Below are 26,178 nucleotides of genomic sequence, written 5' to 3'. Positions count from 1 at the left end.
CTACTGTAGCTTTAGTATATATAGAAGAAGGCAGTGTCACCACTGCCCTCCGTCACTTCCTTTTCTATTATGTATGACTTTAGTCATTTAATTTTGTGGTTAGACCACATTATGTTTTATGGCGTAAATAGCTATTTGTGTTCGATCCCTTAATTCTAATTTATCTAGAATAATAGTTATATGATTTTTTACTGTACCAATCGACAAACCTAGCTCTTCAGCAATCTCTTTATTACTTCTTCCTTCCCCAATTCTCTTCATAATATCTAATTCACGTGGTGTAATAGAAGGATCTACTTTTTCCATTACCGTTTGTTTCATTAGTCTTGGTAATACTTTCGCAGCGACTGAATCTTGTAGAGAAAGCCCCCCAGATAAACAACTCCGAATTGCACGAATTAATTCCTCTGGTTCCCCATCCTTCAGCATGTATCCCTTTGCTCCAATCTTCAAAGCCTCTAACGCATATTCATCATCATTAAAGGTTGTCAACATCAGTACTGTGATACTAGGCCACCTTCCATGAATAATTCGAGCAGCTTCTAATCCATCCATCACTGGCATTCGAATATCTAATATAGCGATATCAAAATCCTGATTTTCACACAGAAGAACTGCTTCTTTTCCATTTTTAGCTTCTCCTGTAATACGGAGCTCCTCATCTGTTTCTATCATCATTTTTAATCCATGCCGCACCATACATTGATCTTCAGCTATAAGTATTCGAATCATGTATCCATCTCCTTTTGAAGTAGAGGGACTGTTCCCCTGACGATAAACCTTCCATTGTATTGAAGAATATCACAAGTTCCTTTCGCTCGTTTTAAACGTTCTCTCATAGAGGATAACCCGAATCCCTCTCTATATCGTATATCCTCCTTTATTTGATTGCTAACTTCGAAGCGAAATATTCCACCAGCAGGGGCCTCAAAGATAATATCAACATCCTTCCTCCCACTGTGACGCATCATATTTGTTAACGCCTCTTGTACAGCTCGATAAACCGCGATCGCTTGCTCATTCCCAAGTGGTGCTGATAACGCACCATGTTTCACAGTAAATTGAACACGAACATAGCTTTCTGCTTCAAGCTTTCGTATAAGACGAATAATGGACGACAATCCACTTGCCTCATCCTGTCTTAATGCTTTCACAGCACTTCTTGTTTCTTCTAAACTATCTTTAGCAAGCTTTTTTAGTTCTATAACATTAGATTGTAAGGAAGGATCTGTTTTCATTCGAAATACCTCAAGCTGAAGCAAAAGGGCAGTTAATTTATGACCTACTGAATCATGTATATCTCTACCTATTTGAGCTCGTTCCTCCTGTCGAGCTAATTTTTCATCTTCAACAATACGCCTCTTCATCTTTCTATATTCACTTAACAATGCTTCATTTCTTATGGCAAAGTCTGATTCCCGAGTCATTGTTTTATAGTAAGCAACAAGAGCCACAACTAGTAAACTAGCGTATAAAAGGATGAACTGTATTGGAAAACTCGGATACTTAAAAAAATAAGGAGCCAACAGCCCAAAACATAGAAAGAGCCCTACCACACTTGCTTGAATAGGTCGTAGCCTGAAAACTGCTTTTCCAGCTATGACAGAAAAAATAATAAGGGAGAACATATTAGGATTTCCTTGTTTTTCCGGCCATAGTGTAATTATAGTTACCATAACAACTATACAAAGAAGAACACATAGTGAGCGTTGTTTTTTTCGAAAAAGTGGTGCAAGAAAAAATAAAGAAAAAAAAGCTGCTGTTCCTACCAATCGTAAAGGCATGTGGAAGGGCGATGATGAGTAGTCAAGAAGTGCAAATAACCAACTTACTCCAAGTAACAATAGCCATATCCAAAAAGTAACCATATATTTCTCCCTCTCCTATGTACTAAATCTGCCCTGATAGAAACGCAAACAAGTCTTGTTCAGAGGTAGTTTTCGGATTTGCTTTGAGTGACCCTGAAGGCATGCTTTCTTCAATTATCTTATTTAAATTCTCTCTTCTTACTCCAAAGTCCTTTATGGAGGGAGGAACCTCTAATTTGATGTTTATTTCTTTCACCCAGTTTTCCAAATCATCAGCATTAGAACCTATGTTCATTTCTTTAGCTAACTGTGCGTATTTATGTGGACACACGTCCTTGTTATAAGCAATGGACCATGGTAGCAATGTGCCACATACCAATCCATGAGGAACATTATGATGTATTCCTATAGAATGTGCTACCCCATGAACAATGCCGAGTCTAGCATTACCTAAAGCTATTCCCGCTAACAAACTACCCATTGCCATATCGGTTCTTGCTTCCTTATCTTCCGGTTGATGAAATGCAGTCATCAAACTGGCACCTATCAATTTCGCTGATCGTAAGCTATATGGTTCCGTAAGGTCGTTCGAACCACGAGATACGTACGATTCAATTGCCTGAGTTAGGGCATCCATTCCACTCCATGCTGTTACTGTTTTGGGTGATGATACTGTCAGTTTAGGGTCCAACATGACAATTTTCGCTAGCCAGGATCGATGGCGAATACTTAGCTTTTGATTTTTCCCTTCATATAAAACTGCGTTCGGTGTCGCCTCAGCACCAGCACCAGAAGTTGTCGGAACAGCTACCCACGGTAAACCCATTTTTGTGATTGGTTCTCCGTAAAAATAGTCCTTCACCGCTTTACGATTGGAAAAAGAAAGCCCTGCTACCGCTTTTGCTAAATCAAGAATACTTCCTCCACCAACGCCAAGTACGAAATTACAGCTTTCTGTCTCCATCTTTAATAGTAAATACTCCACTTGGTTAACTGTGGGTTCTCCAGAAGAAACCGACTCGGTGTGTACTGCCACACCTTGCTCCTTAATGGACCGTACAATTAAGCTAATTTCCGGACTACTATCTAACCTTTTTGAATGTATAACCATTACTTTTTTTCCAAGAGATTTCACTTCACTTCCGATCGTTTGTACTAATCCCCAACCAGTAATAATTCGCTGTGGTATTTCTAATACATTCAATGATATCCCCTCTTTCTAAAAATAGTTGGAACTTTCCTCATTATGTTCCAACGAAAAAAACGTGTCAAATGAAAAAATAAAGCTGGCAACCGCATAGGATTTACCAGCTTTCTCTATGAAAATCATCTTACTCGTTCAATCACAATCCTCTCTGAAGAATCTAAATTACGACGTACTTCGTTTAAAACATTTTCTTCTACCTCATAAGCCCCCACTTGTTCTCCATCCACAATAACTCTGTGAAGACTGTTACTAGCTGTATTTAAGTCAAACGTTTTTTCTAAGCCATTCACATGACCGCGTGCTACTTCCTGTCTCCATTCGGAATCTGCTAATTTTTCTGCATCTTCTTCATTATCTATAAAACCATTTTCTGTAAGAAGAGCGGACATAGTAGTTTCTCTTAATACATGAAAATTTGCTTTCTTTTTCCCTCGATTGTATAGATCGTTTACCTCTATAATTTCTTCATGCATCACTTCTCTATATTGAGCTGTATCAGAAGAATCAGATAAACTATTATGAATATAATCCTCATACCCCTGTGCTATACCATCAAAACCGTTTACATGAATAGATAAAAAGTAATCTGCTCCCCAACTATTTGCATCATTAGTCCGTTCCTCCAAGCTAACATCCACATCTGAAGTACGACTCATTCGAACCTCTATATTTTCATACTCTTGTTCTAAAATATTTCTAATACGCAATGCTATATCTAATGCAATTTCCTTTTCTACCAAACCATTTCCAGTAGCTCCAGTATCAGAGCCCCCATGTCCAGGATCAAGATATAATTTAAACATATTCAGTTCCTCCCTTTGAATACGTTACTATATGAACATAGATTATCATTGGAATAGACTCATCTCTTAGTAGAATAAAAAATCCTCGTTTGTCATATAATTTCTTGTTATACTAACTACATTAACGATGTTTAAACATGAGAGGATTACTCGATGAAAAAATCAATCATACTAAGTTTTCTTATTTCACAAATTTCTTTCTTCTCTCTGTGGCCTTTTTGGTTACAGTTAACGAAATATCTTCATAATATTGTGCTTCTTGTAGTTTGGTTTTGTTTTACTTTGCTTATCTCTTTCCTTGTATTTTATATTAGAAAAGATCAAGTAACTATGAAAAGGAGCGTTTTACATTCAATAACTCTGTTTTACACCCTCAGCTTGTTAACATTATTATTTTTCCGACCAAATGATCAGAGCTATGATTCTATCAACCTCATCCCATTTGAGATGATTTTATTTTACTTTTCAGGACAAGTCAGTCCGGTGATAGCATTTTATAATATTTCGGCAAATATTGGTTTATTTATTCCTTTTGGTATTTATTATTGTTATATTAGTAAGCAGCCTTCCATATGGCGTCTCACATTACTGACTATTTGTTCCATAACTGTAATTGAATTAACACAGTTTTTTACGAATCGAGGAAGCTTAGATATTGACGATCTAATTCTTAATGTTTGTGGAGTGATTCTTGGATACACCCTTTTTCCACTAGTGCAACAAGTGATAACCATAACATACAAACAAAAGAGGTAAAGCAAATACCAAGCTCTACCTCTTTTATCCCTTCTTACGTTTATTTGATTCATTTTTTTTGAAACACATCAGGATTAGACCCCACAATAACCCCAGCTAATAAGAATACACCACCTATAATTTGAGTAATAGTAATCGTTTCACCACCAAAAGTAACAGCTAATAGGGTTGTAAAAAACACGATAAGGTACAAGTATGTGGATGCTCTCCCTGGCCCGACTTGCATGACACCTTCATTCCAGCATAGAAAGGAAATGACACTAGGAAATATTCCTAAATACAGAACTGCCAATGTCGTTTCCCACGGTAATGCCACCAAAGAAATAGGTGAAAATGTCCGTTCGTATAAAGCAAAAGGAAGTAACATTATTACTCCAATATACATGGTGATAAGGAAAGTGGCCTTCTTTGGTACATGAACCCCAAACCGTTTCATTAATACAGAATAGATCGCCCATACAATCACTGCTCCGAAAACAATTACATCTCCTGGATTAATCGTTAGAGTAACTAATGTTTCAAGACTTCCTCCAGTAATGACGATAAACACTCCTAAAAGAGAGATAGCAATACCTATATATTGAAGTGTTACAATTTTTTCTCGAAGAAAGAAAACAGAAAGAAGTACAATGAATAATGGTGCCGTAGCATTGACCAAGGATGCATTTATTGATGTTGTATATTGCATCGCAATGTATAACAGTGTATTAAAGCCAGCTATTCCTGTTAGTCCTAAAAAGAAAAGCGGCTTCCAATTCTTTTTCAGAACATCAAGATGTTGTTTTATTTCCTTATAAACAAAAGGTAAAAACACAATGCTTGCTATAACCCATCTCCCTACGGAAAGCTGAAATGGAGGTACTTCATCTACAATCATTCTACTAAATACAAAATTTGTTCCCCAAAAGAATGTTGCAAAAATTAATAGTAGATAAGGAAAACGTTGAAGCTTTGTGATAATGAACGACAATGATTACCCTTCTTTCTATAAATCACTTTATCTTTTTCTTGTCCTTATGAACAAACAGCGTGCAACATCAATCAAGGCACTGATATCTCAGTGCCTTCCTCTAATTGATAAAGGTTTTTTATGGATTGTCAGGACCACTTTCTGTTTCGTCTGCAACAGTAAAATTAATCCCAATTAAGTTAAGTGCCTTTTCAGGATAATCTGTAATAATCCCATCGATATCATACTTTAAAACTTCTCTCATATTTCGTTCAATATTCACTGTCCAGACCCATACCCCACGATTTTGACGTCGGGCATTTCGAATAAATCGCTCAGATAACATAGTTTGGCGTATTGTATAAAAGTCCACATCTAAACCCTCTAAATTTCCAGCAGCCATAAACAAAATTTGTCCTATTTTTATGTCACTATTTAAACTACGAATTTCTCTCAATATCGCATTATCGAATGCCTGAACATATGCAGTGTCAATCAGTTCAAACTCCTCTATAGAGGCAACTATTTTTTTCGCAAATTCTTCTCTACGAGTGTGATCATTTACTTTTACATCAACAATGATGGTAACATTTTCTTCCTGAATTTCTTCAAAAACATCATCTAATGTGGGAATCCTTTCCCCAATAAATCTATCAGAAAATAACCTACCTATATCAATTTCCCTAATCTCTTCGTATGTCATCTCACTAACTCTAGTAGGAATCCCTGCAACCCTTTGTAAATCATAGTCATGATTTAAAATGATTTCGCCATCTTTTGTCAGCATGATGTCAAATTCAACTGCATCTGCTCCACCTTCAATCGCTGCGGAAATAGCACTCATGGAGTTTTCAGGTGCTGCGTGCAAATCTCCGCGATGCGCCGCAACTTGTACATTCCACTTCAAGTAAACGATGTTATCATTTACCGTGTAATTTAAGAAAAACATAGATGTTATATAAATCATAATAACAGAAGCTACAGTAACCTTTTTTCGCGTAAAAAACTTGGTTATTTTATTTTCAAATGACACCAAATATTTATTTCCATAAACGTGTAGTTGATCTTCTACAATCTCTCCTTGGCTCCACTTAAATCGGTAAAACAGTCTCGTCACAATAATTACGTTGATAGGAATCAACAATAAAGAAAAGATGATTGTCATATAACTCGTGAAAGTTAGTAGATAACTTTGCACAAAATTCCCAATAAAACGAGTATCAATTAAGCTAGGGATAAAGGAAAGTAATGATGTGAAAAGAAAGAAAGCTAAGAAAAACAAAATATTCAACATACATAAATTAAAGATAATTGTTAGTTTATTCTGTTTCGTAGTTCGAAAACTGGCAAACATTGCTTTCCAGATAGATTTACCTTCAACAATAATATAGTGAAGAGTAAATATGCTTTTTATTACTATGTAAAGAACAATTAAAACAATAAAGAAATAGAATAATAGGGACATCCACGTTGCTTCATAATACGCCGTTGTTAAAAAAATAGGTAAATTAAAATCAATTAATGCAGGTAATGTAGATAAGTCGAAAAAGGGAATAGTTATTAATAGAAGTAAGAGCAATTGAAAAAAACCGAACCCCAATAAAGTTGGCAATTTCCTTACTGTAGTAATAAAGGCTTCCGCTACAAGTATATTTTTTTGAAAATAACGTTTTTGTGCGATTACAATCATGACCCCAAATTCAATAAACAAAGCCACTACTGCTACCAGACTAATAAGCAACATACCTATGATGCCGGGTGTTGTAACACCAATTCGATAAACCTCCGCATTTAGAAGAGATCCACTACTTATCATCATTAACATCCGATTAAATATATAGGAAGTTAAAGGAACAAAAAGAAAACTGGTTAAGAACAAAAATAGTAACGCAAAGAAAAGATATTTTATATAGGATTCTTTAAAATCCCGGAAACTATTTCTAATTATTTTAAACACAATACCACCAAGCCTTTTGTCAATATCACTATATTCCCCTTTGTATCATATCTAAACATGAATTAGGGTTTTATGTATAGTATTATTATAATTCCAAAAGATTTGCTCAACTAGTTACTATTTTATATTTTATTATTCTATCATCAAAATAAATTAAAACACCGATGCGGGTTTTAGCCTACCGATGTTTCGTATTGAAATTCTTAATTTGTTAATTGAACCTCATACATATTAACTTCTGTACTTAAAACATATTCTGGGGGTGTTTTGCCTTTGTTTTGCTTATGTCCTTGAATATGCACATCACTTTTCTCCCAATTCTCCCAATCTTCCAATGATCTCCAGCGAATCATTACGACAACCTCTTCATTTTCTTTCTTTTTTCTGTTTACCATTACTGTTCTATCGATAAAGCCTTCCATTGTTTCAATAGGACTGGGTTTGGAAAACCGCTCTATTACTTTGTCGCTATTTCCCTTTTCTACAACAATCTTTCTTGTTTGGATTAACATAAATATCATCCTCCAAATTCTATATAGTTAATAATCTAGTTAAACTATAATTGATAATGAGAACCATTGTCAATTATAGTTAGGTACTAAAACAAGGAAATATTTTCCTGATTTTATATTTTTCATCTTATTTCAACTTTTACCTATAAACCTTCAAAAATCTACTCGTTTCATTTTTGAAGATAACAGATGATGACATGTACCATAAGGAAATGGTAAACTATATGAGTATATTATAAAAATGGAGGCGTATGATGGGGAAACGTATTTTATTCTTTCTATTAACAAACATTCTCGTATTGACGACAATTGTCATCGTTTGGTCAATAATATCAACATTCTTTGAGATTGGAGCCATTGAGTCTGGCGGTACAATTAACTTTGTTCCATTAGCTGTATTTAGTATCGTTGTAGGTTTCACAGGATCTTTTATATCCCTCGCAATGTCACGTTGGATAGCAAAGAAAATGATGAAAGTAAAAGTGTTAGATCCAAATGGGGCTTTATCAAGCCAGGAACGTGCAGTTGTAGAGAAGGTTCACCGCTTATCTCGCGCAGCTGGACTTACACACATGCCAGAGGTTGGAATTTATGAATCACCAGAAGTAAACGCATTTGCAACAGGTCCTTCGAAAAAGCGTTCACTTGTTGCAGTTTCTGCAGGACTTTTGAATGTAATGGATGATGATGCTGTAGAAGGCGTAATAGCTCACGAGGTTGCCCACGTAGCAAATGGCGATATGGTAACAATGACGTTATTACAAGGTGTTGTAAATACCTTTGTTGTATTTTTCTCGAGACTGGCAGCAATCATTGCTTCTAGATTTGTAAGAGAAGAAATGCAGACAGTTGTTCGTTTTGCTGCGATTATTATTTTCCAAATATTATTCTCGATTCTAGGAAGCATTGTTGTTATGGCATTTTCACGTTACCGTGAATTCCATGCAGACCGCGGCGGAGCAGATTTAGCTGGCCGTGATAAAATGGCACATGCGCTTCGTTCATTAAAAGCACACGTTAACAGAGCTAATGTAGGCGGCAGGCGTAACGACGATGCAGCAATTCAAACAATGAAAATTAGCGGAAAAGGTGGAGTAGCGAAACTCTTCTCCTCTCACCCTGATTTAGACGAAAGAATTGCAAGATTAGAGCAGCGTTAATATATTTGAACATTAAAAAGGTGTCTATCACTTCCGAATATTTATGGAAGGATAGATACCTTTTTGGGTTTGTTTTTTGTTGATTTCCTTGGATGAATCTTTTTTGCTAACTCATCAACTAATGTTCCGACATAAGCAACTGCTTTTTCTTACTAAATAGTTTAGAATAAATAATCCAACCAACATTTCCCATTGTTCTTCAATCAGTAAAATAAATAATAAACCATTTGAAAAAGCAGTTGTTCCTAACGCAAGTAGATTTCTTCTTTTCAGGAAATTAATTACATCTTCCTTTGTTTTTATGTCACCTAATAATGAGAAAATCAAGATAGGAAACTATCTGATAATATGGCAACGATGATTACAATGAAAATCATCAATATCCAAAAACCAAATGAAAACAGTTCAAAATAACTATGTAAAGAGTGGAAAGTAAGAGAAGCAATGGTGTTAAAAATAACAAAAGAACCTATATTTTAAAAGGTATGATATAGTTCATCTGGATCAGCAGTCTTTGTCCACTTTTTATGAGCAAAAACAATGATTCTGTATATCGTTTCAAATATAAATACTCCAAATGGGCCAGCCATCATACCAAAGGATAAACTGTATGATATCCCATAGTCAATGGAAGCACTCCCACTTTTATTAACTACCCTTAAATGCTGATAGAGACATGAGAACAATAGGTAAATAAACAAAGCCTTATAAAATATTGTTATATCTGTACGAATCGGCATGGAATACAACGCAATTATAAGAGCAAAAATAAAAATAATGAGTGAAAAAATACGTGTCTTTATCATCAGAAATTATATCCTCCTCGCTTTCAGAAAATATACCTTTTGCTCTATTGATAAATAGTATTAGTTATAGTTATTTTATTTATTTAATAATCAAAATCATTCTATTCTTTTTTATCGGTTCGTTTCATCACTTCTTTATTTTATATACATCCTAATTTCAAATAAAAAACAGCTCTCCGTAGGAAAGCTGTTTTTCTTTTATATCGTATATTTTATTTTTCTAGGTGCCAAAGTAGTGCCACTGTTCCTTCTCCTGCATGAACTGCTAAGGATGAACTAATTTCTCCTACAATAACTTCTAGGTCTGGGATAGACTCCTCTATTTTTTCTTTTACTTCTTTTGCTCTTTCTGGTACGTTGCCATGCATAATTTGAACTTGTTTAACATTATTAGCATCATACGATTCTTTTAATAATTCAATTATTCGACTCGTTGCTTTTTTCTCTGATCGAACTCGCTCCAAAAGTCCTAATTCCCCTTCTGGATTGATTTGTAAAATAGGTTTGATTTGAAGAACATTTCCTAATAAAAATTGTGCTCCAGACATTCTTCCACCTTTATATAATTGTTCTAATTGTCCTAATAAAATTAAGTTTCTTGATCTACTTGTTTCCTCGCGAAGTTCCTTAGCTATTTCCTTTACACCTTTCTCTTGCTCAACTAACGTTAACCCTTTATTTATAAGAGTTGTAATAGCATAGGAAAGTGAATAGGAATCAATTATCTCCACTTCAAATTCAGCTTGGTCCTTCCCTGCATTAGAACTTGTTATCGTACCACTTAATTTATTGGAAACATGTATAGCGATAGCACAATCGTAATCCTTTTTTAATTGTTCATATAAATCTTGAAATCTACCAACTGATGGCTGAGAAGTTTTTGGTACATTTTTACTGTTACGAATCATGTCATATAACTGATCAGAAGACAAATCAATTCCATCTTCATATTCACGTTCTTCTGAAATAACGACAATTGGAACGACATAGACGTCTGGGTGAGCACGTAGCTCTTCTGTTATATAGGCTGTACTGTCAGTAACAAACGCAATTTTCTTTTTACTCATAAAAATTCCCCCGCCTTGTAAAGTATTCTCACTATAGATAATTATACTATGATCAGAGGATTATACCAAGTGTTATTATGTGGTACTAATTATCTCACACTATTGATCGTCTACCCTGAAAATACGTAATCTCAATTGGTGGTTAACTTATCTAGTATTCCTAATATTGTTGGTTTCTATTCCATTCGCTACTGCCCACTCCCTTACCTGTGGGGAGTTGAGTAGGCTTTCGCTCATTCCTTATAAAAATGAGTCAATGTATATATCTAGTAAATATTTACATATACATTTAGGTAATTTATAATTACTAGAAAACGAGGTGAGGAATTTGGCAATTGTAACAGTTGACTTTGACGGAACACTTTACCAAGGTAATTCCTTTAAAATAATGTTTCAGGCTGGTAAAAAGAACTTTGGTTTGAAGGAATGGGGAACTGTATTATTAGGAGTAGGAAAGTCTGTCATAACAGGAATCGCTCACGGAAAAAATGAATTTCGCCTTAGTTTTTTCAGATCTTTCGCAAAGACATTTAAAGGAAAAACTAGCAAGCAACTCGAAGAATTTTTCCAGGAGCTTGTGAATATTGGCAGAAACGATATCAACACAGAACTTGTTCTTAAAATCCGTGAACACCAAAAGCGTGGAGATACTGTGATCGTTTTATCGGGAGCACTCCATCCATTCTTAGAAGCTTTTACAAAACAAGTAGATTTAAACGTACATATAATTAGTACAGAACTTTCTCTAGATAAAAATGGCGTCTGTACGGGGGGCGTCGGAAAAATTATCAATGGAGAAGCAAAAGTAGAGAAGGTACAAAAATGGATTGAGGAACACATGGAAGTGTCTCCTTTTGATGAACTAGAAATTTGGGCATACGCAGATAGTGAAAGTGATATTCCTTTATTGCATTTTGTAAACTACCCTATCGTCGTTAACCCAAACGAAGACATGAAAAGAATTGCAATTAAAAACAACTGGCCTATTTTCGCATCGTAACTTTTCATGATACAAATCTCCACGTAATGCTTTTGTGGGCACTGAAAAAAATCATACCTTAGTTAATTCAGTGCCCTGTATTCTACCTTACCAGCACATGGAAAGAACAATTCTTTTAATTTCTTATCAAGAATCATCTCCCCTTCTCTTATCTTCTGATTTCATTCTCAGCATTGCTACAAAACCAAACAACGGCCCAGGAACCAACAATAAAAATACAAATCTCCATCCTACCATAGACTCAAAGATCGGAATTAACAAAATAACTATTGCTGTTAAAGTAAAGCCCACAGCTAGTTGAAATGTTAATAATGAACCTATATATCTTTGATCGCCATGCTCTGTAATAAGAGCAGAAAATTGTGCTGAATCAGCAATAATACTTATTCCCCAGATAATTCCGAGCAACAGTAAAAACCAAACAGGTCCCTCATAAAAAAAACCGATACTAAATGCAATAACCCCTGAGGTACCTAAAGACCATACCGTTATCCTCTCACGACCAAACTTATCTGCAAATATTCCTCCAAACCACGCACCAATAAATCCAGATGCAATGACAACAAAAGTAACAAAAGATCCTAAAGTTGATGCATTTTCTACTCCCCGTAGTTCAAGACTACTTGTAAAAAACAAACCAAACCACGCCCACATCGCATACAATTCCCACATATGTCCAAAATATCCATAATTGGCAAGCCTGACTGGTTTATGGCGTAAAGCACGAGGAATAGCCCATGCATCAAAGGTAGCTTTAGGTAATGGATATGGTCCATTTGAAATGGTAATTCGTACAATAATACCAGCTACAATGGACGCTATACCAGAAATCACTAATACAAGCTCCCAAGAACCTAAAGAAAAAATGCGGAATAAATGTGGAGTTGCAGAACCCAAAGTAAGGGCTCCAACTACAAAACCTAATGCCATTCCACGCCGAATCCGAAACCAAGTTGACATTAATTTTAACCCCGGTCCGTATACTCCTGACAAAGCTATACCTGTGATAAAGCGAAAAAATAATGCACTAGCATAACTATCAACAACAAAAGCAGCTATTATAGTAGACGTTCCGGCGCTAATTGCAGACCAAAAAAATAATATAGACAAGTTAATCCGATCAGGTAAATTAAAAAAAGCAAAAATTAATGACCCTAATACAAAACCTATTTGCACCATAATTGTAACGAAGCTTGCTTGTGTACTGCTTAATGACCATAACTCTATTAACTCTGGTAACACTGCGGTCATGGAAAACCATGTTGTCATTGTTCCAATCATGGCGATTGATAATAACAGTAATTTTTGTATATGTAGTTTACTATGTTCTATTGATTTCGTGTCTAGATTATCTACCACTATAAAGTCCTCCAATCTATACCTACCATTCGCCAATCCTATTTTCACCTTAACTAAAAATATAATCTATTATAACCTACTAGACGAAAGTTACGGGTAAGATCAGAACTCGGAATATTGCTTAATAGAAACAAAAATATAAATCCAACGTTAAAAGGTGCACCAAAAATGTCATAAAAACATTTTGGTACACCTTTTTTAAAAATTATCTACTTCTTTCAAACGGACGTTGAACTGCATTTCCAAGATCATTTAACATATCTGTAAATGTAGCACCAATTTCTTCAAACGCCTCACCTGCACGTAACCTATCATCCATATCTCTTACGTTTCTTACATGGTTTCTGTCCGTTACAACATGGACATTGCGTTCACCAGCTAGGCCCCCTACACGATTACGTAGATTATCTGTATCACCATTGTTTTCTGTAGCAATAATGATATCATTTCTGTGAACAATTACTGGTGTGTTCCCACCAATGCGATCTCTAATCCTTGTCGCTAGTTGACCATCTTCACTGTCGTAGTATCCATCAATTTGTTGCTGACCAACTCCGCCAGTTCTTCCGTTTCGCGTTTCGTATCCGCCAATATTTTGGTTATTCGTTCTTCCCTGAGTATAATTTCTAGAATTATTTAACCTACCATCATTATCATCCATTGCGAAACCTGCATTATTATCTGTTGGGTGATCCGGGTATGCCCCCATACCATGTTCTGGACCCGCTCCAAAACCAGTTGTACCAGTTCCTTGTCCATGATTTGTTCCAAAACCTGCATTTCCTGTTGGTTGGCCTTGATTTGCGCCAAACCCTTGGCCTTGATTATTATCATTCATATCACCACAACCAGCTAAGCCTGTAAATAATAAACCTGCTGCTGCTAAACTAAGAGCAATTTTTCTCATAATTAAAACTCCTCCTTTTACCTATTAGGTTGTCAAAAAGGAGGAGTTTTCATTCTATACTTGTACATTTTTTTCTAATCTTTTTAAAAATTATTGTAAAGTAGTAACATCTAACTAATTACCTGGTTCAAAAAACTCAATCTTTTCTCTATCTGGACCATAAAAAAAGATATATTTAGTTCCATTTGGAAGAGTATTAAAGCTATCATTTATAAATGACACATTTTGCTTTTTTAGACGATCTATTTCTGTTTCCATATCTTCCACAGTAAAAGCAATATGATTTACCCGTCCTTCCTCAGAAAACTCAGCATCTTTAATTTCAACTAACTCCACCACAGTTTCCTTGGCATCAGCAAAGCCTAGGAACCCAAGTTTCACTCCATTTTCTAAGTCAATTCGATCAAATACTTTCAATCCAAGTATATCACGATAGAAGGTGATGGATATTTCTATATCTGACACCATGATACCTACATGTTCTATTTTCTTTACCGCCATCTATTCTCTTCCCTTCACCATATACTTCTTAAGCTTCTGCTTCTTTCTCAGCTAACTTCAATCGAAAATAATCCTCAATTATATTCGTTACTTCAAATGCAGTATGATCTAATTTATAATTTTCAAAAGCGTGCTCACATTCTTCTCGATAAGCCATGTCCTCATCATAATGAGCTACATGACGTTCAATAATTTCTTCGTCATCTCCACGTTCTTTTTGTCTTGCAATTACAGTGTCACGATCAGCATAAACGAAGAAACGGATCACTTTTTCACCAAATAATTTCTTAACAATTTCCGAACCTTCTGGATTTAACACTAAATAGATACAACCTGCTTCTTCAAAAGTCTCTTTAATATCTAGCTCTTTAATTCCATATAAATTTCCATTCACTTCTACACTTTCAAGAAACTCTCCGCGATTTTTCGCAGACTCAAATTCATCTCTAGAAATATAGTGATAGTCCTCTCCTTCTGTTTCATATGGTCTCTTTTCACGTGTTGTGTACGAAATTACCCCTTTCATTTGTAACGTACTTTTCCCAACAAGCTTGGAAACCGTTTTTCTCCCTGAACCGTCTGGACCTGTAAAAACAAATATCAATTCTTTTTCTTTTAAGTTATACATCCTTATTTCCCTCCTAAGAAAGTAATGATCTTCATTTTCACCATTAACAGAACAAATTAGTCTACAACCATATTTCACCAGAAAAACAAAACTAGAAATACTCATCGATGTCTATGATGTTTAATTCGATATACGGATGCAAATTCCTTTTTATTAATAGATTTATTGTCATTTAGTATGTTTAATAATAAAAATTCGACTTGCAGAGTGGACTATGTCAGGTAAATAGTTAGGATTATGAAAAGGTCAAAACCTCCTAGTTATCAAAACTAGGAGGTTTGCACAATCTATAATTATTAGATTTTATTATTTATAGAAATTATTGGATACTAGAACTTAGTGTGATATTTCTCTAATTCCCATCCATGAACGGTTGTTCGGAAACTGTCAAGTTCTTCACGTTTAGCATCTACATATTCATTAAATACATGATCACCAAATGTTTTTCTTCCAATTTCCCCAGCTTCAAACTCACTTACAGCAAATTCTAAGCTTGTTGGTAAATTATCAATCTCTTCTAAGAATAACTCTTCTGCAGTCATGCTAAAGATATCACGATCAAATGCAGCTGGAGCTTCTAGCCCTTTTTCAACACCATCTAAACCAGCAGAAGCAATAATGGCAAATGCTAAGTATGGGTTTGCAGATGGATCTGGACAACGAATCTCTACACGAGTTCCAGGTCCACGCACTGCTGGAATACGAATTAAAGCCGAACGGTTTGATGCAGACCATGCAATATAGCAAGGTGCTTCGTACCCAGGAACTAAACGTTTATATGAGTTTACTAGAGGATTCGTTACTGCAACAAAGCTTTTTACATTTGTTAATAACCCAGCTATAAATTTGTATGCTGTATCAGAAAGTTGCTGCTCATCCCCTTCATCGTAGAACGCATTTTCTTGCTTCGCAAGATCGAATAAAGATATATTTGTGTGCATTCCACTTCCATTCTCTCCAGCAATTGGCTTTGGCATAAACGTAGCATGTAAACCGAATTGTTTTGCAATTGTTTTAACAACCCATTTATATGTTGTAGCCGAATCTGCCGCCGTTAACACATCTGCATACTTAAAGTTAATTTCGTGTTGACCAATTGCTACTTCATGATGCGAAGCTTCAATAGTAAAGCCCATTGCCTTTAATGCACGATAGATTTCAAGACGTACCTTTTCTCCATTATCGTGCGGAGATGGCTCAAAGTAACCAGCGAAATCTTGTGTTTGTTGAGTTGGACGTCCTGTTTCATCTGTTTCGAATAAGAAGAATTCTAACTCTGGTCCTACGTTAATGGCATAACCTTTGTCTGCAGCTTTTTCTACTGTTTTCTTTAAAACATTTCTAGGGTCTCCCTCGAAATCAGTACCATCTGGATTTTTCACACTACATAGGAAACGTGCTTCCGAATAACCCTCTTCAACTGACCAAGGTAAAACTGCAAAAGTACTTAAGTCCGGCTGTAAATATAAGTCTGATTTATTAATTGGTGAAAATCCTTTAATTGATGAACCATCAAACATTATTTTACCGTCTACTACCGAGTCTAATTGTTCAGCTGTCACAGTTACATGCTTTAATATACCTTCTAGGTCTACGAATTGTAGGTGTAATAATTCAACACTTTTCACCTTGATTATTTCTTGAATTTCCGTTACTGTAATTTTCTTATCCGTTGTAATTGTTGCCATTGTTATCAATCCCTTCCTGTGTAAACTCTGTTAACATCCTTTGTTATGTTTTTTATAATAAAACAAAAAAAAAGACGTGTGGTGATATTCGTAAGAAAATCTTACACAGTAATTTTAACGCGTTGTATAGAGAACCTTACAGTGATGTTGAATTTGTTACCAAATTAAAGTAACAGAGACTCCTTTGTAAAAAGAGAAAAACCGAGCAATTAGGATCCACTAAAAAATCTCAGAGTCTCCATTAAAGCCCGGTTTTTTTTATATAGGAACTTACACTTCTATTATAATCGGAATTATCATTGGCTTTTTCTTAGTGTGTGAGAATAAATACTGTCCCACAGATCTTCTTACATGCTGTTTAATAACATTCCACTCTCGTTTATCTCTATCATCTAATTCATTGACCGTTTTCTTAATTAGGTTATTTACATCTTGCAAAAGATCTTCTGAATTTTTCACATACACAAATCCACGGGAAATAGTGTCTGGGTCTGTTGCTAGTTTCTTTTCTCTTTTGCTCATTGTTAAAACGATAACAAGCATTCCATCTTCAGAAAGCTGCTTTCGGTCTCGTAAGACAATCTCTCCTACATCACCAACACCCATACCATCCACGAAAGTGTTGCCTGCAGGAATATTTCTAGTTTGACGTGCAACTCCACCAGAAATGTCTACAACATCACCATTATTGATAATAAAGGTATTACCTTCTTCAACTCCTATTGATTCAGCTAGTAGTCGGTGTTTATGGAGCATTCGCATTTCACCATGGATAGGTATGAAATATCTCGGTTTCATTAACGTAAGCATTAGCTTTAGGTCTTCCTGATATCCATGTCCAGATACATGCATTCCGGATGCACTTCCTGATCCGTAAATGACTTTCGCACCAATCGTAAATAAATTGTCTACAATACGGGTAACACTTCGTTCATTCCCTGGAATTGGACCAGCTGCTAGAATAACTGTATCTCCAGCTAATATCTCCACGCCTCGAAAATCTCCTGTAGATAATCTAGAAAGGGCAGCTAAAGGTTCTCCTTGGCTGCCAGTGCATAGGATAGTAACTCTATCTGGTGGTAAATCATTTATTTGATTAGGTTCAATTAACATACCGTCTGGAACATCTAAATACCCCCGCTCCATGGCCACCTCTACAACGTTTACCATACTTCGCCCTAATAGTGCGAGCTTTCTATTTGTTTTATTAGTAGCATCCACCACTTGCTGAACACGACTTATATTAGAAGCAAAAGTAGATAAAATTACCTTACCATCAGCTTTTATAAACGCTTCTTCCACATGTGTTCCTACCATTTGTTCAGAAGGAGTTGATCCAGGTCGCTCTGCATTTGTACTTTCGGATAATAGAAGTAATACACCCTCTGTTCCTATTTGAGCCATCTTGTGAATTTCCGAATGCTCATTTGTAGCCGGGGTGTAATCGAATTTAAAGTCTCCTGTATGAACAATATTTCCTTCAGGTGTTCTAAAAACAATGCCTAAGCAATCTGGAATACTATGGGTAACTTTGAAGAACTCCACTTTTATTTTCCCGAAATCCAACAATGATTTTGAAGTTATTTCTTTTAGCTCTGTTTCCCTTAGGATTTTATGCTCTTTTAATTTTAGTTCTATTAACCCTAACGTAAATCTAGTTCCATAAACAGGTACATTTATTTTTTTTAGAACAAATGGTATACCTCCAATGTGATCCTCATGGCCATGAGTAACGATGAGTGCTTTCACTCTTTCTTTGTTTTCTAATAAATATGTAATGTCTGGAATGATTAAATCAATTCCTAATAAGCTCTCATCAGGAAATTTATTACCGCAATCAATAACGAAAATATCATTTCCGTATTCAATAGCGTACATGTTTTTTCCAATTTCATTTAATCCACCTAAGCCGAATATGGACAGCGTATTCTCATATTTACTCAAAATAATACCTCCCACATTTGTTCATAATATAGTTAGTTTGACAAACTTCACGTATTTTATGAAAATAATTTTTATTTAGACGATACCCTTTAGAATAAATGTAACAACTTTGTTATTGACAGGTCCTTGAAAATAAGGTAAATTACCGAAGGGCGAACATTTTATAATTAAAATAATTTCATTATTCGTGTTTAGGAGTGTTAATCATGGACAACGTATTCGATTACGAAGATATTCAACTGATTCCTGCAAAAAGTATTGTAAAAAGCCGTTCCGAATGTGATACATCGGTGACTTTTGGAGCGCATACGTTTAAATTGCCAGTTGTACCTGCAAATATGCAGACAATTATAGATGAGAAGATAGCTATCTTCTTAGCCGAAAAGGGTTATTTTTATGTGATGCATCGATTCCAACCAGATAAACGTTTAGACTTTATTAAAGATATGCAATCACGAGGGTTAATAGCTTCCATTAGTGTGGGGGTAAAGGATGAAGAGTACACATTTATTGAGCAGCTTGCAGAGGAAAACATTACACCAGAATATATTACGATCGATATTGCACATGGACATTCCAATGCGGTAATCGAAATGATACAGCATATTAAAAAACTTTTACCTTCAAGCTTTGTTATTGCAGGAAATGTTGGGACTCCTGAAGCTGTAAGAGAACTAGAAAATGCTGGTGCAGATGCAACAAAAGTCGGTATCGGTCCAGGAAAAGTATGTATTACGAAAATCAAAACTGGATTTGGAACTGGCGGTTGGCAACTAGCTGCGCTTCGCTGGTGTGCGAAAGCAGCTAGTAAACCAATAATTGCTGATGGTGGTATTCGAACACATGGTGATATTGCGAAATCAGTACGTTTCGGTGCTTCGATGGTAATGATTGGTTCTTTATTTGCTGGTCACGAAGAGTCTCCAGGTGAAACAATTGAAAAAGACGGTAAACTATTCAAAGAATACTTTGGATCTGCTTCTGAGTTTCAAAAAGGTGAAAAGCGCAATGTGGAAGGTAAAAAAATGTACGTGGAGCACAAGGGATCGTTGCGTGATACCTTGATTGAAATGGAGCAAGATCTTCAATCTTCCATTTCCTATGCTGGAGGAAATAAATTAGACTCGATTCGACACGTTGATTACGTAATAGTGAAGAATTCTATCTTTAATGGAGATAAAACGTATTAATATTTCTCTAAATCGGAGTGAATCTAAAATGGATTCGCTCTCTTTTTTTATTGGCTACGTTAAAGGAGAATGTTGCTATTTTTGTAATGTTGATTTTTACGGAAGGTGCGAGACTCCTTAAAAAGTCCTAATGGATAAGCGTACCACGCAAGACCCCACAGGAGGCGGAGTCACGATAGCGACTTAGGACCTTGAACACACAGGACTTGGGCAGGCACATGAGGCCGAATTGGAAGGAGGCTTGTAGTTCGCCCCAAGAAGAACCTATAGAAAAAATCAATATCAACATGGTACAGAACCTTTTTATTTGAAATTGAACGAAAACATTTGGAGGAGAGGTACATAGAATGGAAGTAATAATACCTTTCGGAGGTGGTTCTTCTGTTCTTTCATACGGTAAAAGCAGGTGAAACGTTAAACCAAATTTCCATTGATTATCGAACACCACTTACTACAATACTTAACGTAAACCCTGGTATTAATCCTGATGTCATTTATCCTGGGCAATCTATATCTATTCCAGGTTTTCCACCCTTACATTCCATTTCTTATGTAATTGATGTGTCTGTCAGCAAACGGATACTAACATTAATAAAGGATGGTGTTCGACAAAAGGAGTATCCCATAGCGGTAGGTAGGATTCTTCATGAAACACCTATGGGAAACTTTATCATAATTAATAAAGCACCTAATCCAGGAGGCGCTTTCGGTACAATGTGGATGAGTTTATCAAAACAACACTATGGAATTCATGGAACAAATGAGCCTAGTTCCATTGGTAAGGCTGTATCAAAGGGGTGCATTCGTATGTATAATCATCATGTTGATGAGCTAGCAAGCCTTGTTCCTATTGGAACACCTGTTATCATTCATCCATAATTAGGAGGATGCTCCCAAGAAACTTCAGGGTTACACACTTAAAATACTAACAACAATAAAGGGGAACGAGTGATTCATAACCAGTGCCCCTTTTTAATAATTATTTGAAGTCACTATAATTTTCTTAGATAAAGTAATCTGGATACTTTTTCTGTAAGTCTTCTTTTTCAAATAAAATAAGAGTCAAATGGTTCTCTATTGCTTTATCTGCTTTTTTTGCATCTCTGTCCAATATATAATTATAAACTTCTTTATGTTGAGATACAATTATTTTCCAATCAGCATTCATTGCAAGCCTCAAGGACCTCAATCGATCGAAGGAACTATTTAATTGTCTCACGAATGACCAGGCTCTCTTTTTATTACATTCTTTATACAAATGATGATGATATTCATCATCTAATTGAAATAAACGTTGATGTGTTCCTTTTTGAATACAGAGTTCCTGCATTGCAAGATTTGATTCCATTTGAAATACAAAGTCTTCACTAACTCCATTACACAACTCCATTACGAGAGCTCTTTCAATTTTTTCTCTAACAAATCTAGCCTCTTCAACAAGTCTATAATCAATTTTAGATACGACAGTGCCAATTTGTGGATAGATTTGCAACAAATTTTCTTGTGACAATTGAAGAAAAGCTTCACGAACGGGAGTGCGACTTACATTAAGCTTTTCAGATACTTCCTTTTCCGACATCTTTTGTCCAGGAAGAAGCTCCCAATTTATGATTTGGTTACGTATCGTTCTATAAACAAAATCCCTTGTAGATCCTCTAATACTAGTATTTACATTTATCATGTCCACTCCCCATTCTTAAGCACGATCAAAAGAGAATATATAACCTATTGCATACTAGTATATTAACACACTTTCATCCTTCTAAATATATTTCAAAATTAATCTTTCTTTAAGAAAAGCGCAAGGCGCCCTTTCATTACCGAAATGCAAATGTTCTGGACGCTTTCAAAAAAAAGCTATGACCACCTTTAAGGTCGGTAGTCATAGCTCCTTGTCTAAGAATGGAAATCTATATTACCATTCTCCCTTCACGCGATTTTGAATAACTTCTGTAAAGAATTCTTCATATCCATCGACATCTAACGCTCTATACGCACTTACAAAGTCGTTCCATTCTTTATCAAAATTACCTGGCTCAGCTAAAACAATTCGAGCGTAATGTCTACGAATTATTTCATCCGAACGTTCTTCAAATATTTGCGGACCAGAGCCTTGTTCTATATTTGCACTCCAAGCTGGGTACCATGGACGCTCATCCGGTTGAGCAAACAACTCAGAGAATGTACTAATACCATATGCATCTAAATACTCTCTATCACCATCTGTATAAGATGCAAGGGCAACAGCTGGTTGTCTTGCAGGTTCAACAGCGTTTCCATCAGAGAATGTACCATTTAAACGTGGCCAGTACCACTCAAAGTATCTCATACCAGTTGCTTCCCTTTCAGCATCCGTTCTAGTAAGTTCGATTTGCTCATCCGTACGGAAGAAACGTCCGTCATCTCCCACTTCGTAATGCTCACCTTCAAAGCCCCACATAATTAGTTTCTGGTTTTCTTCTTTAATCATATTATCCCAGTATTGAACAATACGTTCAGGAGATTCTGCATTAACAGATATACCAATACCTCGATTTGAAGTGAATGCAGGGGGATCAAGATACTGATCTTTGTCCACACCTTCAAAGACGATAGGCAATGCCATATATTCGCGATCAGGGTTACCAGCCTCTCTTAAAGCTGTACGAGCTTGACCAAACTGCCAGCCATAGTCAAAGAAACCTAATACACGACCAGATGATAGTTTTGCTAAGTACTCGTCATAGTTGTTAATGAACATCTCTTGATCTAGTAAACCTTCAGTATTAAGATCATTTAACATTTTTAACCAGTCTTTTGCATAATCAGAATCTGCATAAACAGTTGCTTCATGAGTTTCCATATCAATTTGAACTCCACCATCGTTCGGATAACCTGCTAGATGGTTTGGAATGTTAGAGAATGCGAAGAATCTCCAATCATACGTTAAACCTGTAAATGGAATTGTGTTCATCCCATCAATTTGTGGATTTTCTTTCGCATAATTAACGATTAAATCCATATACTCATCAATTGTATTAACTATAGGATAGCCAGCTTCTTTTAGAATTCCACGTTGAATCCAGAAAGCACCTTGATCGATATTCGGAGCTGGTTTGAATTCATTAATAGTTGGACCAAATGGAATGTAATAAATATTTCCATCTGGTTGTGTAAACATGTGAAGATAGTCTCCATATGCTTCTAAAAGGTTTTGACCATACTTATTTAGAAGGTCATTTAATGGTATTAACGCTTTAGCATCTAAGAATACGTCGATTTCACCATCCGGAACAATCACATCTGGATAGTCACCACTTGCAACCATTACTCCAACTTTTTGTTTAATATCTCCTACAAGATGTTCAATTCTAAAATTAACACCAGTTTGTTCTTCGAATATTTTTCCAATTCTCGTTTCATTTGTATCGATATCTCTTATTGAAGTTCCCGCATTAAACATGTGATAAGTAATAGGTGTATTATCTAGTTCAACCTCATCATTTGCATTGGAATCATTTTCATCTTTATTTTTCTCATTATTTTCATTCTTAGGCTTAGCTGCACTATCTTCGTTGCTTGAACAAGCTGCAAAAACTAAAAGCAGTGATAATAACATTAACAATAAAAACATCAGTTTTCTTTTCATCTCTTGACTGCCCCTCTCATTTTTAAATTGCAACCGAAACATTTGGAACCGCTTTCGAAAAAAAGTGTGCAGCGTCACCTCCTTAAATTAATATGAAATATGAAAGCTTGTCTGTAATTCATACTATCTTTTAAGTTATAAAGCTTTTACTCTACTTTTATTTTGCTAATAAAAATATCTTCCGAAAGTCAAAAACAAAAATTATATAATAAAATTTTTGTTTCTATTATAGCGACAAGTAATCAAATCCAAAAATACACAGAAGGATTGATATAAATTTAAGTAATTTATCAAAATTCGAACCAGAGTTACTATACTCAATCCCATTGTTTATCTCATGATAATCGAAGAAATAATAAGTAAAACTCTTTTAAAGTAATGGATATCTGATTTATGTAAACCTTTACATATTGTTGTCTAGTTCTACTGATCTAACTAGTATGGTAGTTAAACACATTATATTTCATAAACAAAAATTAGACAACAACTTTTTTTATTTTAATTTATTTAGTATCGCTTTTTAAAAAAGATCTGTTAAAGGAAAATGTTGAAACTTGTTCTATATGATTTTTACGGAAGGTGCTAGACCCCGCAGGGAGGCGGAGGCACGAAGGCAACAAAAGGCCGAATTGTGAGAGGATTTACTATTGGCGAGATGCAAATGTTCTGGACGCTAAAGATTGCTTTTTACTTTTTAATCGGCCAGGTTATTAGACACGAGTTCCTGGCGACTGGAGCTAGACACCTTTCTAAGCTAAAAAAATTTTATAAAATTCTTATCCTTCAAAAAAAAAAAAAAAAAAACAGGCAATATAAATCACCTGTCTTTTAAGCACTATGTCGTGATCTTCTCTCAATAACATTTCTCATACTAATTACAAGCTTCTCAAAAATATTATCCCAAGATTTTCCTACTGCTGACTCTCTTGCTCTTACACTGAATGTTTGACGCAGTTTCTTATTTTCTAGGAGGATGTTTGTATATTTCACAAAATCGTCTACATTTTTTTCTTCACACAAAAAACCATCCCTTTCGTTGTCCACTAAGTGTTGGACCCCACCTGACTTAGCTCCAACCACTGGAAGACCAGAAGCTTGAGCTTCTAGAACAACGTTTCCAAAGGTTTCTGTAGGAGAAGGAAAGAGGAAAACATCACTTGATGCATATACCTCAGCTAATTCTTCCCCCTCCATAAAACCCGTGTACGTAATTTGCTTTTCTATTTTTGCTGATAAAGCTTTCCGTTGTGGACCGTCACCTACAATAAGAAGGTGCGTATCTTTTTTGCTTTCTTTAGGCAAATTATGAAAAGTGTCAACAGCAATTCGAACATCTTTCTCTGGAGCAATTCGTCCTACATACAAAAGTACATTTTTTTCTTTAATTCCTAATTTTTCCTTCATTGTAACGGTTCTTTTTAACGGAGAAAAATAAGTGTTATTGACTCCTCTTCCCCATATTTCTATATTTTGATGTACTTTATATTTCAATAGTTTTTCCTTTGTACTTTGAGAAGGAACATAAACTTTTTGAAAAAAACTATGAAACCAAGTCATGTATTTCCATATCCATTTTTCCATAAATAATAAATGGTAGTACCCTAAATAATCATCAAAGTTTGTATGATATGAGGCGACCATTGGTATATTATGTTTTCTCCCATAATGAAGTCCGAAAAGACCTAGATTAAAGGGTGTAGTAATATGGATAAGTGTTGGATTGAATTCTTTTAAAGTTTCTTTTATATGGAGGGGATTTGGAAGAGCTATTCGACATTCTGGATACAAAATAAATGGAACACTTGTAAAACGCTGAACTTGTGGAACTGGTGGAATTGGAGTACTACTTTCAGGAACAAATAGTCTATATTCTATTCCACTTTTATCTAAATAATCGGTATACCTTTTTAATGTTCTAGCCACCCCATTAATTTCTGGTGCATATGTGTCAGAAAAAATAGCAATTCGCATCACCTTCACACTCCCATATCAATATATTATTTTCCTTTGGTCTCTTTTAATTTAACAAACTATTATGAAAACAATGTTGAGTGTGTGTAAAATTTCATTTAAGAAAAATAAATATTTTACTAACGTTATCTTTACATTTATTGATTATCATAAAATTATAACAATGGAAGACCAAGGTGATTAAAACGAGTATTTTCAGTAGACACCCATGAAAGTAAAAATTTTCACAAGGGGGAGGAAAATACGTTATTAAGTATATTAGCACTATTTACTTTATATGGAATGAGTGCAATCAGCGGGATCCAGAATGGCGACATGACGCCGCTGCTCACAGGAC

23 protein-coding genes are annotated in these 26,178 nt (G+C 35.4%); 5 read left to right on the top strand and 18 right to left on the bottom strand.

The genetic code is table 11. From position 1 onward, the window contains the following. Positions 1-99 precede the first annotated feature (99 nt). From ACERII_RS13740 to ACERII_RS13725, 4 genes are all read right to left on the bottom strand, one after another. Complete coding sequence (locus ACERII_RS13740; RefSeq protein ID WP_373643022.1) at positions 100-732, bottom strand: response regulator; 633 nt, start codon at positions 730-732, stop codon at positions 100-102. After that, positions 729-1,868 (bottom strand): sensor histidine kinase, encoded by a 1,140-nt coding sequence (locus ACERII_RS13735; RefSeq protein ID WP_373643021.1) that lies wholly within the window; start codon positions 1,866-1,868, stop codon positions 729-731. The genes ACERII_RS13740 and ACERII_RS13735 overlap by 4 nt, the downstream gene beginning before the upstream one ends. A 22-nt stretch (positions 1,869-1,890) precedes the next feature. Further along, positions 1,891-3,012, bottom strand: coding sequence for an iron-containing alcohol dehydrogenase (locus tag ACERII_RS13730; protein ID WP_373643019.1), 1,122 nt, complete (start codon positions 3,010-3,012; stop codon positions 1,891-1,893). Between the two features lie 122 nt (positions 3,013-3,134). Next, a complete protein-coding gene (locus ACERII_RS13725) occupies positions 3,135-3,818 on the bottom strand; it encodes an N-acetylmuramoyl-L-alanine amidase family protein (RefSeq protein WP_373643017.1) in 684 nt (227 codons plus the stop codon). A 153-nt stretch (positions 3,819-3,971) separates the two neighbouring features. Between ACERII_RS13725 and ACERII_RS13720 the strand changes: the two genes are divergently transcribed. Continuing rightward, positions 3,972-4,574 (top strand): VanZ family protein, encoded by a 603-nt coding sequence (locus tag ACERII_RS13720; protein WP_373643015.1) that lies wholly within the window; start codon positions 3,972-3,974, stop codon positions 4,572-4,574. A gap of 49 nt (positions 4,575-4,623) precedes the next feature. On the opposite strand, the gene ACERII_RS13715 is transcribed toward ACERII_RS13720, so the two are convergent. The 3 genes from ACERII_RS13715 to ACERII_RS13705 all read right to left on the bottom strand — a co-directional run bounded on the left by ACERII_RS13715 (position 4,624) and on the right by ACERII_RS13705 (position 7,992). Next, positions 4,624-5,544 carry a DMT family transporter gene (locus ACERII_RS13715; RefSeq protein WP_373643013.1) on the bottom strand — a complete coding sequence of 307 codons (921 nt, stop codon included), beginning with the start codon at positions 5,542-5,544 and terminating at the stop codon, positions 4,624-4,626. 118 nt (positions 5,545-5,662) lie between these two features. Beyond that, the gene (locus ACERII_RS13710; RefSeq protein ID WP_373643011.1) at positions 5,663-7,480 is read right to left on the bottom strand and encodes a glycerophosphodiester phosphodiesterase family protein; all 1,818 of its coding nucleotides are present in this window, start codon (positions 7,478-7,480) and stop codon (positions 5,663-5,665) included. A 203-nt stretch (positions 7,481-7,683) separates the two neighbouring features. Next, positions 7,684-7,992 carry an antibiotic biosynthesis monooxygenase gene (locus tag ACERII_RS13705; protein ID WP_373643009.1) on the bottom strand — a complete coding sequence of 103 codons (309 nt, stop codon included), beginning with the start codon at positions 7,990-7,992 and terminating at the stop codon, positions 7,684-7,686. A gap of 254 nt (positions 7,993-8,246) precedes the next feature. Here ACERII_RS13705 and htpX point away from each other — a divergent pair, with 254 nt between their 5' ends. Next, positions 8,247-9,152: a protease HtpX gene (gene htpX, locus ACERII_RS13700; protein ID WP_373643007.1), complete on the top strand. Its 906-nt coding sequence runs from the start codon at positions 8,247-8,249 to the stop codon at positions 9,150-9,152. 476 nt (positions 9,153-9,628) lie between these two features. Here the strand turns inward: htpX and ACERII_RS13695 are convergent, their stop codons facing one another. Together ACERII_RS13695 and ACERII_RS13690 are read right to left on the bottom strand one after the other, a co-directional pair. Further along, complete coding sequence (locus ACERII_RS13695; RefSeq protein ID WP_373643006.1) at positions 9,629-9,958, bottom strand: hypothetical protein; 330 nt, start codon at positions 9,956-9,958, stop codon at positions 9,629-9,631. Between the two features lie 212 nt (positions 9,959-10,170). Beyond that, positions 10,171-11,025 (bottom strand): DegV family protein, encoded by an 855-nt coding sequence (locus tag ACERII_RS13690; protein WP_373643003.1) that lies wholly within the window; start codon positions 11,023-11,025, stop codon positions 10,171-10,173. 328 nt (positions 11,026-11,353) lie between these two features. On the opposite strand from ACERII_RS13690, the gene ACERII_RS13685 reads away from it, so the two are divergent. After that, on the top strand, positions 11,354-12,025 hold the full coding sequence (locus ACERII_RS13685; RefSeq protein WP_373643001.1) for an HAD family hydrolase: 672 nt from the start codon (positions 11,354-11,356) through the stop codon (positions 12,023-12,025). 126 nt (positions 12,026-12,151) lie between these two features. Here ACERII_RS13685 and ACERII_RS13680 read toward each other — a convergent pair whose 3' ends face one another. The 6 genes from ACERII_RS13680 to ACERII_RS13655 form a co-directional block, all read right to left on the bottom strand. Beyond that, positions 12,152-13,384: an MFS transporter gene (locus tag ACERII_RS13680; protein ID WP_373643000.1), complete on the bottom strand. Its 1,233-nt coding sequence runs from the start codon at positions 13,382-13,384 to the stop codon at positions 12,152-12,154. A gap of 205 nt (positions 13,385-13,589) precedes the next feature. Further along, positions 13,590-14,291, bottom strand: coding sequence for a YhcN/YlaJ family sporulation lipoprotein (locus ACERII_RS13675; RefSeq protein ID WP_373642999.1), 702 nt, complete (start codon positions 14,289-14,291; stop codon positions 13,590-13,592). Between the two features lie 114 nt (positions 14,292-14,405). Next, positions 14,406-14,792 carry a VOC family protein gene (locus ACERII_RS13670; protein WP_373642997.1) on the bottom strand — a complete coding sequence of 129 codons (387 nt, stop codon included), beginning with the start codon at positions 14,790-14,792 and terminating at the stop codon, positions 14,406-14,408. A 28-nt stretch (positions 14,793-14,820) separates the two neighbouring features. After that, positions 14,821-15,420: a guanylate kinase gene (locus ACERII_RS13665; RefSeq protein ID WP_373642996.1), complete on the bottom strand. Its 600-nt coding sequence runs from the start codon at positions 15,418-15,420 to the stop codon at positions 14,821-14,823. 329 nt (positions 15,421-15,749) lie between these two features. Then, positions 15,750-17,108 (bottom strand): type I glutamate--ammonia ligase, encoded by a 1,359-nt coding sequence (gene glnA, locus ACERII_RS13660; protein WP_373642995.1) that lies wholly within the window; start codon positions 17,106-17,108, stop codon positions 15,750-15,752. Positions 17,109-17,378: 270 nt separating this feature from the next. Beyond that, positions 17,379-19,052, bottom strand: coding sequence for a ribonuclease J (locus tag ACERII_RS13655; RefSeq protein ID WP_373642993.1), 1,674 nt, complete (start codon positions 19,050-19,052; stop codon positions 17,379-17,381). 206 nt (positions 19,053-19,258) lie between these two features. Here ACERII_RS13655 and guaC point away from each other — a divergent pair, with 206 nt between their 5' ends. Both guaC and ACERII_RS13645 read left to right on the top strand, forming a co-directional pair. Next, on the top strand, positions 19,259-20,242 hold the full coding sequence (gene guaC / locus ACERII_RS13650; protein WP_373642992.1) for a GMP reductase: 984 nt from the start codon (positions 19,259-19,261) through the stop codon (positions 20,240-20,242). A gap of 381 nt (positions 20,243-20,623) precedes the next feature. Then, the gene (locus ACERII_RS13645) at positions 20,624-21,121 is read left to right on the top strand and encodes a L,D-transpeptidase family protein (protein WP_373643041.1); all 498 of its coding nucleotides are present in this window, start codon (positions 20,624-20,626) and stop codon (positions 21,119-21,121) included. Between the two features lie 124 nt (positions 21,122-21,245). On the opposite strand, the gene ACERII_RS13640 is transcribed toward ACERII_RS13645, so the two are convergent. The 3 genes from ACERII_RS13640 to ACERII_RS13630 all read right to left on the bottom strand — a co-directional run bounded on the left by ACERII_RS13640 (position 21,246) and on the right by ACERII_RS13630 (position 25,841). Further along, complete coding sequence (locus tag ACERII_RS13640; RefSeq protein WP_373642991.1) at positions 21,246-21,923, bottom strand: GntR family transcriptional regulator; 678 nt, start codon at positions 21,921-21,923, stop codon at positions 21,246-21,248. Between the two features lie 234 nt (positions 21,924-22,157). Continuing rightward, positions 22,158-23,870, bottom strand: a complete 1,713-nt coding sequence (locus tag ACERII_RS13635; protein ID WP_373642989.1) for an ABC transporter substrate-binding protein — start codon at positions 23,868-23,870, stop codon at positions 22,158-22,160. Between the two features lie 828 nt (positions 23,871-24,698). Further along, positions 24,699-25,841, bottom strand: coding sequence for a glycosyltransferase family 4 protein (locus ACERII_RS13630; protein WP_373642988.1), 1,143 nt, complete (start codon positions 25,839-25,841; stop codon positions 24,699-24,701). Positions 25,842-26,178 lie beyond the last annotated feature (337 nt).

Source organism: Evansella sp. AB-rgal1 (genome assembly GCF_041820985.1).
Lineage (GTDB): Bacteria > Bacillota > Bacilli > Bacillales > Salisediminibacteriaceae > Evansella.
Note: the sequence above shows the minus strand (reverse complement) of the source record. Positions and strands in the feature narration are given on the sequence as shown.

Coding starts and splice junctions, on each gene's coding strand:
- ACERII_RS13630 (WP_373642988.1), bottom strand. CDS start 25,841: ATGCGAATTGCTATTTTTTCTGACACATATGCACCAGAAATTAATGGG.
- ACERII_RS13670 (WP_373642997.1), bottom strand. CDS start 14,792: ATGGCGGTAAAGAAAATAGAACATGTAGGTATCATGGTGTCAGATATA.
- ACERII_RS13720 (WP_373643015.1), top strand. CDS start 3,972: ATGAAAAAATCAATCATACTAAGTTTTCTTATTTCACAAATTTCTTTC.
- ACERII_RS13675 (WP_373642999.1), bottom strand. CDS start 14,291: ATGAGAAAAATTGCTCTTAGTTTAGCAGCAGCAGGTTTATTATTTACA.
- ACERII_RS13705 (WP_373643009.1), bottom strand. CDS start 7,992: ATGTTAATCCAAACAAGAAAGATTGTTGTAGAAAAGGGAAATAGCGAC.
- glnA (WP_373642995.1), bottom strand. CDS start 17,108: ATGGCAACAATTACAACGGATAAGAAAATTACAGTAACGGAAATTCAA.
- ACERII_RS13695 (WP_373643006.1), bottom strand. CDS start 9,958: ATGATAAAGACACGTATTTTTTCACTCATTATTTTTATTTTTGCTCTT.
- ACERII_RS13740 (WP_373643022.1), bottom strand. CDS start 732: ATGATTCGAATACTTATAGCTGAAGATCAATGTATGGTGCGGCATGGA.
- htpX (WP_373643007.1), top strand. CDS start 8,247: ATGGGGAAACGTATTTTATTCTTTCTATTAACAAACATTCTCGTATTG.
- ACERII_RS13640 (WP_373642991.1), bottom strand. CDS start 21,923: ATGATAAATGTAAATACTAGTATTAGAGGATCTACAAGGGATTTTGTT.
- ACERII_RS13725 (WP_373643017.1), bottom strand. CDS start 3,818: ATGTTTAAATTATATCTTGATCCTGGACATGGGGGCTCTGATACTGGA.
- ACERII_RS13690 (WP_373643003.1), bottom strand. CDS start 11,025: ATGAGTAAAAAGAAAATTGCGTTTGTTACTGACAGTACAGCCTATATA.
- ACERII_RS13665 (WP_373642996.1), bottom strand. CDS start 15,420: ATGTATAACTTAAAAGAAAAAGAATTGATATTTGTTTTTACAGGTCCA.
- ACERII_RS13635 (WP_373642989.1), bottom strand. CDS start 23,870: ATGAAAAGAAAACTGATGTTTTTATTGTTAATGTTATTATCACTGCTT.
- ACERII_RS13735 (WP_373643021.1), bottom strand. CDS start 1,868: ATGGTTACTTTTTGGATATGGCTATTGTTACTTGGAGTAAGTTGGTTA.
- guaC (WP_373642992.1), top strand. CDS start 19,259: ATGGACAACGTATTCGATTACGAAGATATTCAACTGATTCCTGCAAAA.